Raw genomic sequence first — 18,120 nt, 5'->3', positions numbered from 1 at the left:
TATTTAACATCACAAAATGGAGAATTATATGACCAGCAAATTAGATAACAAAACACAAGCTCAACTGTTTACCGAAGCACGCACATTTAACGCTTTTTTAGATAAGCCCGTGTCTGATGACTTAATTAAAGAACTATATGAGTTAATGAAGTGGGCACCAACATCCATGAACTGCCAACCAGGTTATTACGTGGTGGTAAAAAGTGCCGACGCAAAAGCAAAGTTAAACAAAGCCTTAGCACCGGGTAATCAGCAAAAAAGTATGGCGGCGCCTGCCAGCGTGATCATTGCCTCAGACAGCCAGTTTTATAATAACTTGCCGGTGCAATTTCCTGCTAATCCGACTGCCAAAGACATGTTTGCCAGCAATGAAACGTTGCGTGATACCACCGCGTTTAGAAACTCAAGTTTGCAAGGCGCTTACTTCATCTTGGCAGCTCGCAGCCTTGGTTTAGATTGCGGCCCAATGAGCGGTTTCAACAACAAGGTCGTGGATGAAACCTTCTTCCCTGACGGTCGCTACAAGTCTAACTTCATCATTAATATCGGCTACGGCGATGCGTCGAAAAACTATCCTAGAGGCCCACGTCTAGCATTTGCAGACGTCGTCAACATTCTTTAAATATTAATACTAAACAGCCATTGGCAAGATGCCCAATGGCGTGTTTTGCGCAAGCAAAAACACTAAGCCCCTTATTTAACCACTATTTATTCACTCGCTACATTAGCGACAGTTTAGGAACTACCATGACATTTTTATCCAAATTAGTTCAGGCAGGTACAATGTTCTCCATGCTCGCCTTATCCGCCAGCGCTACCAGTGCAACACTAGAAACCTCTGTGTTTAATCCACAAGAAAAAAGCCTATTTCCAGTAAGCTCGGTATTAATCACTGGGCCAACAGAAGCCATCTTAGTTGACGCACAATTTCAGCGTAATGACGCCCAATCGGTGGTTGAGTTGATTAGAAAATCAGGCAAAAAACTCACTACTATTTACATTAGTCATGGCGATCCTGATTATTATTTTGGGCTAGATGTGATCACTGCAGCGTATCCTCATGCCAAGGTAGTCTCATCCGCTAAAACCCAAGAATATATTATTGCCTCAATGGTACCTAAAAAAAGCTACTGGGGACCAATTCTAAAAGAGAATGCACCGCAAGAGTTGGTTGTGCCTGAAGTACTTAAAGGCGACACCCTTATGGTTGATGGTGAGAAGGTTAAAATTGTCGGGCTTGATGGCCATGATCCAAAACATACCTTTGTGTGGATCCCTTCTAGCAAAACGATGCTGGGTGGCGTGGTGGTATTTGGCAATATGCATGTATTTTTAGCTGACACACAAACGCCTGAATCACGTCATCTTTGGTATAAAACCCTCGATGTTATCGAACAGCTACATCCTACAACTGTGATCCCGGGGCATATAGTGGGCAACAAACCCTTAACGATTCAAGCGGTTAATTTTACCCGTCAGTACATCCAAAACTTTGAAACAGCTGCCAAAGCCTCAAGCAATTCAAGTGAATTGATTGCCAAAATGCAAGCAAGCTACCCAAATATTGGCGGCGACAACATTTTAGTATTAAGTGCCAAAGTCATTATGGGCGAGATGAAGTGGGGGCAGTAGCCACACTTAGGTTTTAGTTGAGACGTTTCAAACGGCAATAGGGCGAAACGTCTCTGCGATATCTCAATTCAGGAGTTAAGCCATGAGACAAGTAATAAGTACTTTAATAGTGCTGATAATGCTTCAAGCATGTACAAGCCAAGCAACAACAACGACTTCAGACAGTCAAAAACCTTCATATAGGGAGACTCAAACCATGACTAATCTTGATATTGTAAAAAGTACTTATGAGGGCAAAACCTCAGAAGAAAACGGTAAAAATCTCCAGCGTTACATGACAAGTGAAACACTGTGGACCGAAGCGGCAGGCTTTCCTTATGCCGGAACCTACCAGGGCTTTGAGCAAATTGAAAAACATGTTTTTGCTCGTTTAGGCAGTGAATGGATTGGCTACAATTTTGCTGTTGAAGACTATGTTGCTGCTGGCGACAAGGTTATTGCCTACGGCACCTACAGCGGCACTTATAAAACCAGTGGCAAACATTTCAAGGCCAGAGTCGCACACCTTTGGCAACTTAAAGATGGCAAGATAGTCAGTTTTGAACAATTTGTTGATAGTAAAACCGTGAACGATGCCATGTAAGATACAACCCTAGAACAATGCTAAACACGCACTGAATCGGCTGTGTAGGCCTATAACAAAAAACCGACAGCAGTCGGTTTTTTCAATTAACACTTACATTTTTACCTCACTTAAACCTACAAAACCGAGGAATAAGCTCTTATTTAGTAGCTGCCTGTTCGTTTTGCAGCAAAGTAAAAAGCTCGCTGCCGGCGGCGAGAAATGCGCCTACGCCATAGACTTCGGTGTAATTAGGGAAGGAGTCGCCTGGGGCGGCGCCAACGGGTTGTACATTGCCCAACATGCCTTCATGGTTTACCGCCAATTGTAGGGCGCGCCAGGCTTTCATCACTACTGGGCGATATTCGTCGCTGTCTAATAAACCGTTGTTAATACCCCAAGCTAGACCAAAGGTGAAAAACGAGGTGCCGCTGGTTTCTACTTGTGGGTAACCTTCTACTCCGCCCAATAAACCCATTGACCAGGTGCCATCTGCACGTTGGATGGCTTTAAGTTGCTTGGCCATAGTAGTGAACAAATCCACGTAGAATTGGCGGCCTTGCCAATCTTGCGGTAGGTCGGGGATCATCAGGGCTAAGCCGCCAAATACCCAACCGTTGCCTCGTGCCCAAAAGATGTCTTGGCCATTGTTTTCGGTTTTGCCAAAAAAGCTCGAATCGCGCCAAAAGAGTTTGTCTTTTTTACTCCACAATAAATCGTAGGTGGCGTGATATTCCTGATCCATAAAATCCAGGTACATGCTGTCACCGGTAATTTTGGCTAAACGTGTCCATACTGGTGGCGCCATAAATAAAGCATCACACCACCCCCAACGATCATGGGCGTGAGTATTATCGGCTAACCAGTCTAAAGTACCGGTTTTAGGATGCTCAAGGATCCAGTCAAATTGTTGCTGAGTGGGTTTAAGCATCTCAGGCTGTTTAAAATCTTCATAAAATGACAAATAAAACTGGCCAACGGTGTGATCATCAGCGTGATAGGGTCGTCTGTGTAATGTCCATTTATTTCGCTCGCCAATGTCCTGCAACCACTGGGTATATTTAGTGGGATCATCGGCTATTTTGCGCCACTGATCCATGCCAGCGTAGAGTGCGCCTTGATGCCAATCTAAATCATGATAACGATCACGTTTAGCCCAACTGGGCGGAATGGTAGGCAATGCACGATACTTGCCTTGCTCTTCATGATGGGCAATTTGCCAATCGGCAACCTGCTGGGTTAAAGCCTTGACTGAGGCCATAGTTGCTGGTGTAGCAGGCTCACCTAGATAATCCCTAAGATAGGCTTTCCAATCAAAATAAGTAGTGATATCACCGGCCTTTTGCCATGCAAAACCTGCGTAATAGCTGAGTTTGCCTTGGTCGTCAGTACTGGTAACCAGCACCGCGTTATTACGATCTTTTTTATCCGAGGTTTGCGCTACAAAACGGCCAGCATAGCTCTTGGGTAAAATAACCGCTGTGCCAACGTGGCTGTCGTCAATTTTTTCCCAACTAGACACAATCTGACTGTCATCACTCACATCCACTAAGGCTTTACCGTCATGAGTGGTGATGCCCACCGCCACTTGCAACTGAATGGGTTTGCCGTCTTGGGTAAACTGGCTTTGCGCATGATACAACTGGCTGCCTTGAGCCAAGGTGATGCGTTTTACTTCTTGGATGTTTTGCTCTTGCCAGTAGTAAACAAGTTCAAACACTACTTTTTTGCGGCTTTTTTCAATGACTTTAAAATCTGTGTAAACATTGGGCTGTTGTAAAGGGTCGGCATCTTGTGGTTGCCACAAGGCAATACCACCGCAGCCTAGCGAACTGCCAACATGGTAGGGATCATAACCTTCACCATGATCCACATGATAAGACTTACCTTGCAGGTGCTCGCTGTACCACTTGTTAATCACCGGTGTAGAGACACGTTTTAACCAGCAATCAGTACCGTTATTTTCTGCCGAATCTTTAAGTGCGGGGCCGTAAACACGAAAGGCTACTTTGTCATTTTCAAAGGCAAAATCATCAGACCTTTCAGGTACTTGTCGCGCTTCGTAGACATCACTTTTAATCTGATTTGACGACGAACAGCCCGCTAACAGTGCAAAAAGTGCCACTGCCATACTCAATTTATAATTATCCATGTTTTCCTCGATGGTATTTTCATGAGCAAAAAAGAGTTAAACGCCATGCAAACCAAACCGCAGTTATCAGCAAAGATAAAATATTCAATGCTGAAAGTGCGCTGCTCATATCCCTGAGTCAAAATAAGACGTTTAAACAACGAATATAATCTACCAAAATCTTGAGGTCGATAATAAGCACAAAGAAGGTTCAGAACTGAACTTAAATCGGCAAACTGATGGAATTACGCAGACTGATTGTGTAATTTCATAAAGCTAAGTGCTTGACTCATAAATAGTATTATTTTAGCCTTGCTTTAGACATTCAACGTTCAGTTGTTTGCGTAAGCGTTAACGTTAACCAACGCACAAACTTCAGCTATTGAATTACAATACTGATTATTGTGCTGGTGCCTGCATGTTTAAAAACGCGATTTCCTTTGCTAAATTTCCTCGATTTAATTACTTATTTTTGGCCATTATCTTGGTTGGAGCTAACTTACGTGCGCCTTTAACCAGTGTTGGGCCTGTATTAGCCGATATACAAAATGCTCTTGGCTTAGATGGCACAGGTGCTGGGCTGTTAAACGCCTTACCCTTGTTAATTTTTGGCTTGTTATCTTTGTTTGCACCAAGACTTGGTCGCAATTATGGGCTTGAACCTGTGATTGGTTTTGCCCTGTTTATCATTACTGCTGGAACAATACTGCGCTCTTGCGATTTTACTGGCGCCATTTGGCTAGGTACCCTGCTGCTAAGCGCCGGGATTGCCCTTGGCAATGTATTATTACCCGGTTTAATAAAACGCGATTTTAAACATAACACTGCTACCGTTATCTCGATTTATGCGGCGGCGATGGCGGGTTTTGCCAGCCTAGCAGCCGGACTTGCGGTGCCTATTAGTCAAATGGCCGACTTGGACTGGCGCTGGTCAATCGGATGTTGGGCGCTACTATCAGCGATCGCGTTGATAGTTTGGCTACCCCTACTTAAGGGATTTACCACTAACCTCAATATTCAAAAAGCTAATCCTTTTACAAGCCCTTGGCGCGATGCCACTGGCTGGCACGTTGCTTTGTTTTTTGTGTTTCATTCTTTAATTTTTTATTCAATTGTAGGTTGGTTTGCTTCGTATGCCTTAACAATAGGGCTTACAGCACTAGATGCCGGTTTTTATTTATTGATTTATCAACTGGTCGCGATTGTCACTAACCTAGCCTGCGCGCCAATTATTGCAAAAATGAAAGACCAAACATTATTAGGATTGACCTGCGGGTTATTGTTACTCATCGGCACCTTAGGTTTGTATTTCGCTCCAAGCTTATCTTTGATTTGGATTATCAGTTTGGGCTTAGGCGGTGGCGCGTCACTCACTACCAGCTTAGCCTTTTTCGGCTTGCGAACGCGTGACCATCATCAGGCTGCTGCATTATCAGGCATGGCCCAATTTATTGGCTATATGGGCGCGGCGTTAGGCCCATTTTTAATTGGCGTTTTAAATGATGTAAGTCGCAGTTGGACAGCACCATTTTTAGTCTTGATTGGCGCAAGTATTATGGTGATGATCTTTGCTACCTTGGCTGGGCGTAGCGGAGTTATTGGTAATTAAGGCCAACCTAAGTTGGATAAGTGAATTACAAAAATGGGGCATTGCGCCCCATATTGATAGCTCTATCTAAGAATTAGCCTGCTTCATCCTTAGCCTCACTTGACGGGCGTGCCACGCAGCAGGAACAATCACCAGAATAGCTATCATGGCGAGTATCCATTGATAGTTAAAATTTAATAGGGCTAGGTTAACTATCTCGGCAGCGTGTTGATTGTTGATATTATCGGCATAGGCAATAGGTTTTTTGACGACATAATTTCGACAAAAAAATCTTCTATTACTTTACATCGCAATAAAATTACGACGATGTCCCCCAGAGATAGTCACATTTGCAGTGTCAGCCATTGGTAATGTATTTATTAAATCAAGCAGTGCAAGCATATAATTAACATCATCACCAAATTTTTCATTGGCGTCTTTTACCCCTTTAGATTCGTGAAAGGTGCCGCGGTATTGACTAGCTAAAACAATATAACCTTTGTTTGCCAGCGGAAATATATTGTTGAACATATGGCTAAAGGTGATAGAGCCTAAATGTTGATTATTGCCGTTGTTGTAAATGAGCACAGGTATTTTTTGCTGTTTGCTATTTTTGGGAACAACAATATACCCACTTATAGTCACGCCCTTGCTGGTATAGTGAATAACGTCGCAATCTAATTGATTTTTAACGTCATTATAGGCCGCACGGCTATACTTTAACTTTAGGAAAAAGGTTTTTATATAGCCGTTTTTTTCCCTAAGAGAATCTACCCAATTGTCATAATCTGTAAATTGGCCTAAACACGTTTTTTGAACTTCAATTTCATTCAATTTTGGTTCAACAGTCGCCGCTAAAACAAGGTCGCCACGGCCAAAATAAAGCAACAAAATGTAGATGAAGATGAATTTAATACTGATTTTTATCGTTGCGGTAATGGCAAGATTAGACATTGTTTATTTCCTCACTGTCTTCTGTATTTTTTATATAAAGGGTCACTACCTCTGTAATACACATAACGTCTAACGTTAACCTGATTACAAAGTTCTGAGTCTCAATTTGAGCTAAATAATTTGTGGTGAAATTTGATATAGCGTTTCAAAAACGCGCATTTATCCATGCAGAAATAAGCTTCAAAACCTCTGGCGAAAAAGTTTGTTCAATTTGCCTATATTCACTCATACTGCCGGTTTTTGCTTGCTGGAAAAGATGATTTAGCTTTGGCAGCAGTTTGATAGTCGCATCAGTATGATCTTTTAAAATGTCACTCAAACCAGTGTAATTTTCCTTGGCTGTTACTTGCACATCAAGCTCGCCATAGAGCGCCAAAATGGGTAAGTTTTGGGCGGTAAAATGTTCGGCCGGATCATAGCTCATAAAATATCGATACCAGGGTGAGGTGTAGCTATTTACCATGGCTGACTTCTGGCTTTCAGGCAGATCTAGAATGTTTAAGTTTTCTGGCGACAAAATCTCAGAGACAGATTTTTTAGCCGCATCTTCAGTGTGCGATGTTATGACGCTTTGCATAATCGAACGAGAAATTCTCAACATGCGTTGCAATTTTTCTTCCGAAACATCTTGTAATCTGGCCATGGCATCTTGTTGCGCTAACATAAGATCTAGGGTTTTGATCCCCGGGCCCGCCAATAAAATCATAAAAGCCAAATCTTCATTGGTATTACTCGCTAACGGCGCAATTAATCCCCCTTCGCTGTGGCCAATCATGCCTATAGATTGAACATCGATCTCTACACGACTCGACAAGTAGTTAAAAGCAGCATTGGCATCGTTAGCAAAATCAAGAGAGCTTGCTGCATAAAAATCTCCCTGCGACTCTGCTACACCTCGATCGTCATAGCGTAAAACAGCAATTCCATGGCGAGTTAGATAATCGGCGATGACTGCAAATGGCTTATGTCCCATAAACGTTTCATCCCTATCTTGTGGTCCTGAGCCGGAAATTAAAACGGCTGCGGGAAATGGTCCGTTTCCTGCTGGTAAGGTTAATGTCCCTACAATTTTTATATCCTTTGTTTGTCCACTCATGAACGAAACTGATTCTGACAAATAAGGTTGTTTGCCTTTAGGATGTTGAGGCCTATTAGGTTCGTTTTGAACACTAACATCGCTTTGTTTGATAAACGTAATATAGCGAATTGGCTGACCTTGTTGTACCCATGTTCCAGCAAACTGGTCGTTATCAAGAGCGAGAATCCCATCAAATTTCACCATTGCTTTGGGGATCTCAAAAGATACACTGCGCTCGTGAAAAGCAAGCGCCGAAATCAACAGACCTCGCACCCCCTCATCAGGAGAATCCAGCATAGCCACTGTCCCTAATTCGTCAGTTGAAATTCGGACAATAAGAGGATGCCCCATAATCTCTCCTCGCCAATGACCATTCAGCTCATTATAAGTAGAGTTCGCTTTAGGTTTTCCTTGCGAAAAATTCAACTTAAATGTTTGTCCTTGGGTAAATTCCCCACTCCACTTTTTTGTATTTTCATCCCAGTGTCCTATGTATTTTGCTGCAATATCTGGAATGTCAAAACGCAGCACATTCTTTTGAATATCTATATTTTTTACAGCGATCTTTTTACCTGGAGCTTGGTCAACGCTTTCAAGGGTTGCTTGTAGTCCACCCTGCTCATTATGCTTTATCGATAACCAAAGTCTTAAGTCACCGCTGGGTACACTTAATACACCAACCCAATCACCAAGGTTATTGGCTTTTACTAGAGGTATCTCAGACAAAGCACTCGAGCAATACAAACTAATTAACACAGAGAAGGCGAAGCTGAGTAACAAGCTCCTGTATTTTTTATAACTCATATTATGTCCCAATAAATTTTTGGCTTATTTTCAACCTTCAGAGCTCGACTTCTTTACTGGCAGAAAAACATCCTCAATACGCAGATTAAATTGATCCGCGATATCGAAGGCCAGTTGCAACGAAGGGTCATGTTTTCCTCTTTCAACCGCGTTTACTGCTTGCCGAGAAACCCCAATTCTGTCTGCAAGCGATTGTTGTGACCAATCTCGTTCAGCGCGCAGCACCTTAATTCGATTATTCATGATCTTTCCAAATTAATATTTGCAAAATTAGTCCATGACCACCAAAGACAATCGGAAGCACCATAGCTAAGTTCACTTGTGGCAGATCAAATTTCATCGCCAGCATGCCGTAAACAAAGGATGAAAAACATATGAGGCCAATCATCCATAAAAACGCTTCACCAGTGAGTGCTTTCATGTATTCATCAAGCGCCCGATAACGAACTCGAAAAATGAAAAACGCCCAAATCAAAGGTAATACCGGCATTAATGTGATAACAACTTTGAGCCAGGTTGAAATATCTAATAATTCAATGGTAAAAGTTTGCACCGCGATGAGTATCAGAAATACCATCATAGCGGTCATAAAGCGTTGCAAAAACATAATCTCCTGTTGAGACTTTTTCATAATGTTCTCCTTAAAAATTTCAGCTACTAGATTGATAAGCCCAAAATAATGACAAGAGACCGCGTCATTATGTAAGGTATGCATTACATAATGTCAGCACAACAAGACCATGTCAAGTAAACCTGACAACAAAGTCACAATTAGAGCCTAGTAGGTATTTAAAAATGATATTTGCCCAACAACTAGTAGTTCAAATTGACGCAAGCTAGAGGCCAGTGGATTAGTCCCCAATTAATTGGTTATCTATTTTAAACAAGTGCATAAATGACAGAGCCAAGCAGCAAAATTGCAAAGTTTAACCATATGATTTTTACTTTAAGTAAGTGAATGAGTGAATATTGGCCTTAAAAAACTACCAAAGCACAATCTTAAATATATCCACCACTGTTGCGACTAAAAGCCACTTTATATCACTCGCAATATAGCCAGTTGCAACATTAGAAAAGGGTAAAAAATTGAGAAAATATTGCAAGGAACGCGGCTTAGGGTTTAGGGTTTAAAATTAAAAGTTTCAATTTTGTAATATTCTCCTCAGACAAAAATCATGAGCCGCCCTAACGAATGACTCCCCCACTGCGACTCAATCTTGATAGTTATTTTGCGTTATTTTTTGAATACTCATTATTAGCCCTTGAAATATATAACTTTAAACAGCCGCGAATAATGCCTGACTAATAGGTAATGCGAACAGGAATAAACCAACATTAATGATGTCAATTCACACTCCCCATCCAACAGAAAATAAGAACTTAAAGCAGCCGTTTTCAAATCATTAAGAATTCTAAATCATGTCGATGTTTTATAAAAAAGAGGTACCAATAGCTCAAATTTTAATTTGCACAGGCTAATTTTTACTTTGGTAGTTTCATTCTTTTTCTCACTTGCTGGGCGTGCCACGCAGCAGGAACAATAACCAGAATTGCAATCATGGCGAGTATCCATTGATAGTTAAAATTTAATAGGGCTAGGTTAACTATCTCGGCAGCTTGTTGATTGTTGATATTATCGGCATAGGCAATAGGTCCTATGGCCCCATCTACTGCAACGGAGAAACCACCACTGACGGCACTTTGCCAACCAAAGGCAGAGAGCGAGGCATAAGCTTTGTAGGCAATAGCAGACGCGCCAAAACCTATGATGCCTATGGCCACAGTGCCAAGACTAAACAAACCAAAGCTAACGGCACCAACACTGATAATACCAACAGACACAATACCCACGCTGATAGGGGCAATGGCGACTCCGCCCCAAGCAAACAATAAACCATGAGCTTGACTTCCGCCTGCGATCCAAGCATGAGCGGGTTTATCCCCTACTTCGGCCATACCAAACTGAAAGTGGCACAATGGCAGCCCAAACAAACTCAAGGCACTTTTGTATTCACCTTGTTTTGAGCCTGGTTTATCAACTTGAGCTAAAAAAGCCTGTGGATTAAATATTCGTTCTTGGGCTCTAAGTCTACGCATTGCTCCAAACATCTTAGTGACAAGTAGTAAATAACTGAGCACAAAAACTGATGCTAGTAGTAATGCGGCCAGCGCACAATACCCAGCGTAGTGATGGTGACTTAAGGCAAGCTGTTTTAATGCCACTGTGCCTACAACATAAATCAGCGCAAACGACATAAATAACAACACGCTTTTGATGGCTAATTTACGCTCATTTTGCGTACGTGATTGATCGAGACTGGCCCTAAACCCCCAAAATGCACTAATAAGACCAGAACAAGCCGCCACTAGGGTCAGTACACTAGTTAATTTGAACAATGAACTGGTTTTAGCCGCGCCCAATCCCATTGCGGCCGCTTTTGCTGGAGCGGGAATACCACTAATGGCGGCAAGCACCGCAACAGTAAAAGAAACACCAGGTTTGCTTTTGCTTAGGGCGCTTTCCACCACGCCGGACATGGCTCTTTTGAGTAATTTGCGGCCTCGAGACAAACGCTGTTTTACCGTATCTTCAGATAAGTCTAAAGCAGCAGCGACTCGCTCCACAGACTGTTCTTCACGGTAAAATAATATAAGAGGTTCGCGGTAAGTATCTTCCATGCCATCCAATGCTTTCCATAACAGCGTCTGTTCTTGTTGCTGGATTGCTTGTTCGTCCAAAGCGGCGTTTTCAGCGTCAGCCACCTGAAGCTCTTCTACTTCTTCAGCACCTTTAATAGCTTGGTTGGCTTCTTTACGACGATGATGACTAGCCTTAAAGCGGAGTATGCCACAAAGCCATGACTTGAGTTTCTCCGGGTCGCGCAGTGTATCGAGTTTTTTCCATGCCTCGACAAAAGCCTCTTGGGCAATATCCTCGCTATATTTGATGTCACCAACAAATGAGTAAGCCAAGGAGCACAATAAACTCTGGTAGCGCGTAACGATGGCACAAAATGCTTCACGGTCGCCCCCCAGTGAATACATCACTAAGGTTTCGTCGTTGGTATTGGCTATCACGTTTCGCTTTTTAAAAATTCCCATGTCTCTCACTCTCTGGCTTTTTCTGTATGTGCCTTGGTAGCGATAAAAGGTGACAAACTTTTTTCAATTATTTGAATTTTTGACTGCTTAAAAAAACTTCAACTTTTTTGTCATCTTTTTGTCACCTTCTCAACACTGCAAGGTACTTAAGTCACAACACTGCCATGTGGCAGTTAAATCTCAGTACCTAGAATGCAACTTAAACCTAATTAATGTAGAGACTCAATGATGAAAACCTTAAACAAAACCGCTTTAAAATTCGCAAAAACAATCGCTTTAAGCTCGCTACTGGCGCTTTCAAGCAGTGTTTTTAGTGCGCCCTTACCAGCCTTAGTCGACGACTTTTGCAATGCAACAGACAACAACCTAAGCATAGCAAGACAATTTATGAGTGACGCTATTGCAGGCGGTAATACTAAAATGGAACCCCATGTCAGCGCGGGCATAATGCAAGTAAAAGGTGACATTGTGCCACCCCGCGGACAACCAGGCTGGGCTAGCTCCATACTACCTCTTAGCGCTGAAGGCATGCCAGAAGACGCGAGCCAATTCGACGGCATTAAGCTCGTCATAAAAATCCGTAGCGGTAACATGACTATTTCAGCCAACAGTACTGAGATTGATAACTTTGATTATCATGCAGCCCCTCTAACCGTGCCCACAGACGGTAAATTTCACGAAGTGAAAATCCCCTTTGAGTCGATGAAACGTGCTTGGTCACAACCAACGCCACTCAATGCTGCAACACTTAACAGCCTAAGTATTGTGGCTTTTAGTCTACAACCCGCGAGTTTTGATTTTGAAGTAGATGAAGTCAGTTTTTACTAATCGCAAGCGCCAATGTTAAAGGGCTATTTAAACAAAGCCCTTTCACTGAACTATTAAAAAATGAGATGAGGGGATGAACATGTCATCACAAACAAATAACAGGCTCGATTATCTTGATGCTGTGCGCGGCTACGCATTGATATTGGGGATTGTTTTCCACGCCAGCTTATCTTTTATGCCCATATTTATTGGTTGGGCCGTGATGGATATCTCCACCAGCGCAACCATTCCGGTGTTTGCCTTAATCAGCCACTCATTTCGCATGGAATTGTTTTTTCTCATTGCAGGCTTTTTTAGCCACATGACCTTTCACCAACAGGGTTTAAGCAGTTTTATTAAATCTCGCGTGGTAAAACTCGCCATTCCCTTTGTTTTAGGCTGGCTGATCCTTCGTCCTTTGTTGGTATCCGGCTGGATCATGGGAGCTGAAAGTATGCGTGGTGATGCCAATATTGGCGGCGCGCTGCTGCAAGGTTTTACCAGTTTAAGTGAATTTCCAGCTGGTTTTTTGGTTGGAACACATTTGTGGTTTTTGTATTACCTCATATTGATATCGGTAGGCATGTTATTACTGCGTAAGCTCATTGTTTTGTCTAAGCCAATAAAAAATGCCTTGGCACAAGTAGCCGATCACACTGTTGCTTACTTATGTAAATATCAGCTCGCTATTTTGCTGCTTGCCATCCCTAGCGCCGTTTGTTTGTGGTTTATGGACGGATGGGGGGTTGATACACCAGATAAATCATTACTGCCTAATCTTCCTGTTGCCTTGATATACGGCGGTTTTTTCCTATTTGGCTGGTTATTACATCGTCAGACTGATCTCATCGAGCACTTTGCGCGTTTAAGCTGGGGCAAGTTTGTACTGTGCATTATTGCCAGTATTTTTGCAGTCAAACTGTCCGCCTTCCAGATCCAACTTAGCCACCCTCACTACACACTCATCAAAGCGGGTTTTATGTTCAGTTATGCCGTCTTGATGTGGTCTCTTATTGCCCTCACCATCGGCATGTGCAAACGGATATTTATGCGCCCTAGCACTTTTATTCGCTATATAGCCGATTCAGCCTATTGGCTATACCTCATCCACCTACCCATAGTCATTTACTTGCAAATTGCCTTTGCTGAGTTACCGCTCCATTGGTCGATTAAACTAGTGAGTATTTGTGCACTTACTCTTATGTTATCAATAGCGTTTTACGATGCCTTTGTCCGTTCAACTTTTGTCGGGGCAATACTCAATGGCAAACGTAAACCCCGTTATTTGTTTAGGGCCCGCATTTTTAGAAAAAGTACTGCGGTTCAATCCGAAACTAAAGCAGCAGGGCAGTGATAAGATCTTATTGTATGAAAATTTCATTTGTTCCAGGCGATAACTGGATCGGCTCTAATGCTGCTATTTTTTTACCATTCAGGGTAATAACCTGGGTATCCAACTTATCGAAAATAAATTCTGCCGTGGTATTGGCCGGAATGTCTATTACAAAACGTTTTCCACCCGATTTTTGCACTAGATAGCTTGCGCTTATTTTTCCTGCCAAGGTAGGCACTTCAATCTCGCTGTGCTTTAAGTCAGCCATCTGCGGACGAATGGTAATATTAGTAAAGCCTGGGGTTTTCGGTTGTATGCCCCATAAGTAACGCCCAACGATATTGGCTGGTGCCGCTCCCCAGGCATGATTCCAATCGGAATTGGGTTTATATTTCATATCCCAGGCTTCCATGGTGATGGTGGAGCCGACTTTAATCATGTTGTACCAACTGCGATCATGAGTCGCCCGCATCAGGTCTAAGCCATACTGGCCTTCTCCTGCTTTATATAAACCTTCTAATAGATACTGCGCGCCATAGACGCTGCAAGCCATCCCCCGTGATTTGATAAATGCCACCACACTAGGAATATATTCCTCAGGTACCATGTCAAATGCCAAAGGCAGCATATTGGCGTGCAACGAAGCATGAGTCGAACCTTCGCCATCCAAATAAATGCCGCGAGTTTTATCGAATAGTTTTTGGTTAACGGTTTGTTTGACTTTATTGGCGAGCTGACGGAAGGTCTCAACATCCTCAGCTTTATCCAGAACCCTTGCAAGCTCTGCCATAATCACCATATTCTGGTAAAAAAAGCTGTTAACCACGGTATTGACTGGCACCATGTCATAGCCATCTCGTTCACCGGCTTCGGTGGCCAGTTGCCAACCCGTGTCTTTTTGGGCGGGCGGCCAGTCGACAATATCTTTTATCCGATTGGTTGGATCGTTAAATCCAAGCTTTTGCATAAAGGTGTCGGTTACCAAAGGAGATTGGGAGGTAATTAAGCCGTCCGCGCGGCTAAGTTCAAATAAGGTTTTATGTTTCAATTTATCATAGTAAGCAGCGATGAGCTCGGTATCACCAGTGTGATAATAATCCTGATAGATGATCATCGCGGTATGCAATAACCACTCTGTCGGCCAAGTTGGGTTTTGCATAAAGTGTTCAATGGTTTGTTTGGCCATGGCGTATTCAGCGTCAACCGCATAGTGGCTAAGTTGATTAATATAGGCATCTGCTTCGTAAGGAATACGTTCCCTGTCGCCGTCCACATAAACGCCAAAGGCCGATGTGGCTTTGATACTGTATTTACTGATATCCCAGACTGCGTTTAACACGGCATCGGAACTGCTAAATAGACTTTGCTCGTCGTCAAAGTAGTGGAACAACGCCCGTTGCGTCACGTCGTCTTCGTTAATGTTTTGTTGGGCATTTTCAATTTCCGCATAACGAAAAGGCATAATTGCTCCCGTTCGATCAGGTACAGGTATTGCCTGTGCTTTAAGGTGGCGCTTGTCGGTGGGTAATTGTATAAAATAGCGAGTTTGCATCGGGTTAACCGCTAGCTCTACTTGTTGATAACGTATGGTACCGCCGGGAGCATTGTCTATTCGTCCTTGATTCAGTTTTTCACCCAAATGGATGATGAGTGTTTCTGGTGACGTGGCACGATAGCTTAGCTCCAACGTACCAAATGCATCTTTACCAAAATCAATAAAATAGTAGCCTGCAGATAGTTGCTTAAATTGTTGAGGACGAATTTGCTCAATGTTGATGCTATTAGCGGTAGACAGGTAACCATCAAAGCTACCTGTTTTAAATGATTGCATCGCGGAATAATTGCTTGCTTGATTAAACTTATCCCAGATCCGTACTTTCCAAAAGTAGTTTGAGTCTTGGTTTAACGCACGCCCCCCATGTTCAATATTGATACTCGCTGAAGAAGTGACTTTTTGGCTATCCCAAACATCTCCAAAATTGTTGACTAGGTTCTGTTCACTTGTCGCAACTAATAGCTGATAGGCGCTTTGGCTAACAGCCTGCTGCGGCACTTGCCAACTGTACTCAGGAAGTGGATCAGCGATATTTACATTTTGGGTATCACGAATGTATTCAATGCTTAGCGCTGAGGGCCTGGATGACGCTTGACTGGCCTGGATGCCACAAAAAAACAACATTGCGACAAAGAGTAATGTACAGCGGTTTTTCATTATTAACTCTTCTTATTAGCTTGTGACTTATTTACCAGCTTGGTAACTGAATCTACCAACTTGCCATTTTGAGCAGTAGCCAAGTAAGGCTTGGTTGTAAAGAAGGTAACAACAAAGCAATATCAGTAAAAGTTAAAAATAACGCCTCGGTTATTTTAGAGACCGAGTAGTTAGTAAATGAGGGTTTACGCACAAAAAAACGATACAAGGAGGCTATTGTTTGCTTGTAACGTAAACTATCTCACTATATTGAGCGGCAACTTTTCACCTTACAACTAGCCCATTGCGATAACTGAGCGCTTTTTGCCATTCAGCTCTGAGAATAGTTAGATAACAACATATTCATGCCATATACGATCAATAATTTCTGCAACTGTTGGTATATCATCAATATATTCAACCCCTTTACCTGCGTACATGGGAGCATCGCTAACTTGGCCAGTCATGCCTTTGATTGGTAGACTATAGCTATATCTAGCTGCTTCTCTGCCATTGGCAAAGTGTCCAATAATGTCATTTACTCCTGGACTATTTTCTAATCTGGGGCAGCCTGCAGACTCCCAATTTTCAAAAGTATTGTTTCTTAACACCCGGTGTGGGGCATTTGACCACCCTCGATTAAAACACACAGTAAAAACGGTATCTTCACTTTTCGCCTTAACAAGTGATGCCTTATAGTCTGCATGGGCAGCGCTTTCTTGTGAGGCGACAAACCGAGTTCCCATCACGACTGCCGCAGCACCCATTTCAATATAATTAAACATATCTTCACCTGTTGCTATGCCGCCAGATGCAACGACAGGTAAATCACCTGCTACGCTAAGCACACGTTTAAGTGATTCTGCTAATGGACGTGAGGCTTGGACATGTCCACCAGCTTCAACGCCTTGGCACACTAGATAATCCGCTCCTGCATCGATGGCCGCGCGAGCACTGGCTTCGTTAGTAACTTGAATACCCATAATAACGGCAGCTGCACGCACTTTAGCGATCATCTCAGGGCTTGGTAGCCCCCAAGAAAACTGCACAATTTTGATACCTGCTTGTAATGCACTATCTAATGATTTAGGAGTAAATTGCAGCACAAAATTAGCGAAAAACGCACCGTCAGTCGCCTTATTAATCGAGGTTACTTGGCTAACAGCGTCTTCTGGACTAGTCCATGTTAAGGGCAATGCGGCTAAAGCCCCTTTTTCAGCGACAGCGATCGTTAGTTCAGGAGTTACGGTACTACCTGTTGGAGCTTGAATAATAGGATATTTGATGTTCATCATTTTCATGAATTTAATACTTCTCATTGGTAATGGCATGAGGTTTTTACCTACCCTATTTGGTCTAGATATTTGACTAAATGCTGATGGGGCATGCATGGTGATAGCCGCACCGGCCGTTACTAATAGGCCATTACATAGAAATCGTCGTCTAGTTTGTAGCTCGTTATCAATCATTTAAAAATCTCCTTAAATCTAAGATAAATTATTTAACTATTTGGTGTTTTGTGCTCCAAGGCAGTGTATTTTTCGACCTCGAATTTTTCATAAAGCTTAATAAATTGCTTCTATCCGAACTTGAAGAAAGTCTGATGATTTGCTGAATTTTGCTTTTAATATTCGGGCCGCATGACATGCATAAATTGGTGAGGTGCATAGATCTTTAAAGGATGTAAAGGAAAACAAAAGCCATCAGCGTTAGGTTGACTATTTAAGCTGATTGATGGATTGAGCCAACTTAATCAATTGACCCAATCCTAGTTGTCAAATAAATGGAATGACCTTACCCACTTAGAGTTTGTACTTATGATATGTAGTTTCGAATTCGTGGATTAAGACTTTTTCTTCAAAATACAAGCCAATAAAAATACACACTGTCATGCCGCCCGCTACACATTAAATGACTGATAGTTGATGTGGGTTTAAT

General features: G+C 42.5%; 14 protein-coding genes. 6 read left to right on the top strand and 8 right to left on the bottom strand.

Annotation, left to right across the window (positions count from 1 at the left end; genetic code table 11):
* Positions 1–28 precede the first annotated feature (28 nt).
* The 3 genes from AX660_RS00535 (at position 29) to AX660_RS00525 (ending at position 2,215) form a co-directional block, all read left to right on the top strand.
* Positions 29–622, top strand: coding sequence for a malonic semialdehyde reductase (locus AX660_RS00535; protein ID WP_068370903.1), 594 nt, complete (start codon positions 29–31; stop codon positions 620–622).
* Positions 623–747: 125 nt separating this feature from the next.
* Positions 748–1,632 carry an MBL fold metallo-hydrolase gene (locus AX660_RS00530; RefSeq protein WP_068371115.1) on the top strand — a complete coding sequence of 295 codons (885 nt, stop codon included), beginning with the start codon at positions 748–750 and terminating at the stop codon, positions 1,630–1,632.
* A gap of 196 nt (positions 1,633–1,828) precedes the next feature.
* On the top strand, positions 1,829–2,215 hold the full coding sequence (locus AX660_RS00525; RefSeq protein ID WP_068370900.1) for a nuclear transport factor 2 family protein: 387 nt from the start codon (positions 1,829–1,831) through the stop codon (positions 2,213–2,215).
* A 139-nt stretch (positions 2,216–2,354) separates the two neighbouring features.
* Here the strand turns inward: AX660_RS00525 and AX660_RS00520 are convergent, their stop codons facing one another.
* Positions 2,355–4,346: a glycoside hydrolase family 88 protein gene (locus AX660_RS00520; protein WP_068370898.1), complete on the bottom strand. Its 1,992-nt coding sequence runs from the start codon at positions 4,344–4,346 to the stop codon at positions 2,355–2,357.
* Positions 4,347–4,743: 397 nt separating this feature from the next.
* Here AX660_RS00520 and AX660_RS00515 point away from each other — a divergent pair, with 397 nt between their 5' ends.
* The gene (locus tag AX660_RS00515; protein ID WP_082768673.1) at positions 4,744–5,934 is read left to right on the top strand and encodes a CynX/NimT family MFS transporter; all 1,191 of its coding nucleotides are present in this window, start codon (positions 4,744–4,746) and stop codon (positions 5,932–5,934) included.
* A gap of 282 nt (positions 5,935–6,216) precedes the next feature.
* On the opposite strand, the gene AX660_RS00510 is transcribed toward AX660_RS00515, so the two are convergent.
* The 5 genes from AX660_RS00510 to AX660_RS00490 all read right to left on the bottom strand — a co-directional run bounded on the left by AX660_RS00510 (position 6,217) and on the right by AX660_RS00490 (position 11,851).
* On the bottom strand, positions 6,217–6,867 hold the full coding sequence (locus AX660_RS00510; RefSeq protein WP_068370895.1) for an alpha/beta hydrolase family protein: 651 nt from the start codon (positions 6,865–6,867) through the stop codon (positions 6,217–6,219).
* 145 nt (positions 6,868–7,012) lie between these two features.
* Positions 7,013–8,749, bottom strand: a complete 1,737-nt coding sequence (locus AX660_RS00505; RefSeq protein WP_082768672.1) for an alpha/beta hydrolase — start codon at positions 8,747–8,749, stop codon at positions 7,013–7,015.
* A gap of 30 nt (positions 8,750–8,779) precedes the next feature.
* Positions 8,780–8,992, bottom strand: coding sequence for a helix-turn-helix transcriptional regulator (locus AX660_RS00500; RefSeq protein WP_068370892.1), 213 nt, complete (start codon positions 8,990–8,992; stop codon positions 8,780–8,782).
* A complete protein-coding gene (locus tag AX660_RS00495; RefSeq protein ID WP_068370889.1) occupies positions 8,985–9,380 on the bottom strand; it encodes a hypothetical protein in 396 nt (131 codons plus the stop codon). Before AX660_RS00495 ends, AX660_RS00500 begins: the two co-directional genes overlap by 8 nt.
* Before the next feature lie 851 nt (positions 9,381–10,231).
* A complete protein-coding gene (locus tag AX660_RS00490) occupies positions 10,232–11,851 on the bottom strand; it encodes an RNA polymerase sigma factor (protein WP_068370887.1) in 1,620 nt (539 codons plus the stop codon).
* 225 nt (positions 11,852–12,076) lie between these two features.
* Between AX660_RS00490 and AX660_RS00485 the strand changes: the two genes are divergently transcribed.
* A complete protein-coding gene (locus tag AX660_RS00485; protein ID WP_201027376.1) occupies positions 12,077–12,679 on the top strand; it encodes a CIA30 family protein in 603 nt (200 codons plus the stop codon).
* A 79-nt stretch (positions 12,680–12,758) separates the two neighbouring features.
* On the top strand, positions 12,759–14,012 hold the full coding sequence (locus tag AX660_RS00480) for an acyltransferase family protein (RefSeq protein ID WP_068370884.1): 1,254 nt from the start codon (positions 12,759–12,761) through the stop codon (positions 14,010–14,012).
* A gap of 7 nt (positions 14,013–14,019) precedes the next feature.
* Here AX660_RS00480 and AX660_RS00475 read toward each other — a convergent pair whose 3' ends face one another.
* Together AX660_RS00475 and AX660_RS00470 are read right to left on the bottom strand one after the other, a co-directional pair.
* Entirely contained in the window at positions 14,020–16,203 is a 2,184-nt protein-coding gene (locus AX660_RS00475) for a family 78 glycoside hydrolase catalytic domain (protein ID WP_068370882.1), read from the bottom strand.
* Positions 16,204–16,529: 326 nt separating this feature from the next.
* Entirely contained in the window at positions 16,530–17,651 is a 1,122-nt protein-coding gene (locus AX660_RS00470; RefSeq protein WP_068370879.1) for an NAD(P)H-dependent flavin oxidoreductase, read from the bottom strand.
* Positions 17,652–18,120: the final 469 nt, after the last annotated feature.

It is taken from the genome of Paraglaciecola hydrolytica (assembly GCF_001565895.1).
GTDB lineage: Bacteria > Pseudomonadota > Gammaproteobacteria > Enterobacterales > Alteromonadaceae > Paraglaciecola > Paraglaciecola hydrolytica.
The sequence above is the reverse complement of the archived record's forward strand: the minus strand, read 5'-3'. Positions and strand labels throughout refer to the sequence as shown.

What these genes read in the sequence shown, in the direction of transcription:
- AX660_RS00470 (WP_068370879.1), bottom strand. Translation starts at nt 17,651, where the DNA reads ATGATTGATAACGAGCTACAAACTAGACGACGATTTCTATGTAATGGC.
- AX660_RS00500 (WP_068370892.1), bottom strand. Translation starts at nt 8,992, where the DNA reads ATGAATAATCGAATTAAGGTGCTGCGCGCTGAACGAGATTGGTCACAA.
- AX660_RS00535 (WP_068370903.1), top strand. Translation starts at nt 29, where the DNA reads ATGACCAGCAAATTAGATAACAAAACACAAGCTCAACTGTTTACCGAA.
- AX660_RS00530 (WP_068371115.1), top strand. Translation starts at nt 748, where the DNA reads ATGACATTTTTATCCAAATTAGTTCAGGCAGGTACAATGTTCTCCATG.
- AX660_RS00495 (WP_068370889.1), bottom strand. Translation starts at nt 9,380, where the DNA reads ATGAAAAAGTCTCAACAGGAGATTATGTTTTTGCAACGCTTTATGACC.
- AX660_RS00480 (WP_068370884.1), top strand. Translation starts at nt 12,759, where the DNA reads ATGTCATCACAAACAAATAACAGGCTCGATTATCTTGATGCTGTGCGC.
- AX660_RS00485 (WP_201027376.1), top strand. Translation starts at nt 12,077, where the DNA reads ATGATGAAAACCTTAAACAAAACCGCTTTAAAATTCGCAAAAACAATC.
- AX660_RS00505 (WP_082768672.1), bottom strand. Translation starts at nt 8,749, where the DNA reads ATGAGTTATAAAAAATACAGGAGCTTGTTACTCAGCTTCGCCTTCTCT.
- AX660_RS00490 (WP_068370887.1), bottom strand. Translation starts at nt 11,851, where the DNA reads ATGGGAATTTTTAAAAAGCGAAACGTGATAGCCAATACCAACGACGAA.
- AX660_RS00475 (WP_068370882.1), bottom strand. Translation starts at nt 16,203, where the DNA reads ATGAAAAACCGCTGTACATTACTCTTTGTCGCAATGTTGTTTTTTTGT.
- AX660_RS00520 (WP_068370898.1), bottom strand. Translation starts at nt 4,346, where the DNA reads ATGGATAATTATAAATTGAGTATGGCAGTGGCACTTTTTGCACTGTTA.
- AX660_RS00515 (WP_082768673.1), top strand. Translation starts at nt 4,744, where the DNA reads ATGTTTAAAAACGCGATTTCCTTTGCTAAATTTCCTCGATTTAATTAC.
- AX660_RS00510 (WP_068370895.1), bottom strand. Translation starts at nt 6,867, where the DNA reads ATGTCTAATCTTGCCATTACCGCAACGATAAAAATCAGTATTAAATTC.
- AX660_RS00525 (WP_068370900.1), top strand. Translation starts at nt 1,829, where the DNA reads ATGACTAATCTTGATATTGTAAAAAGTACTTATGAGGGCAAAACCTCA.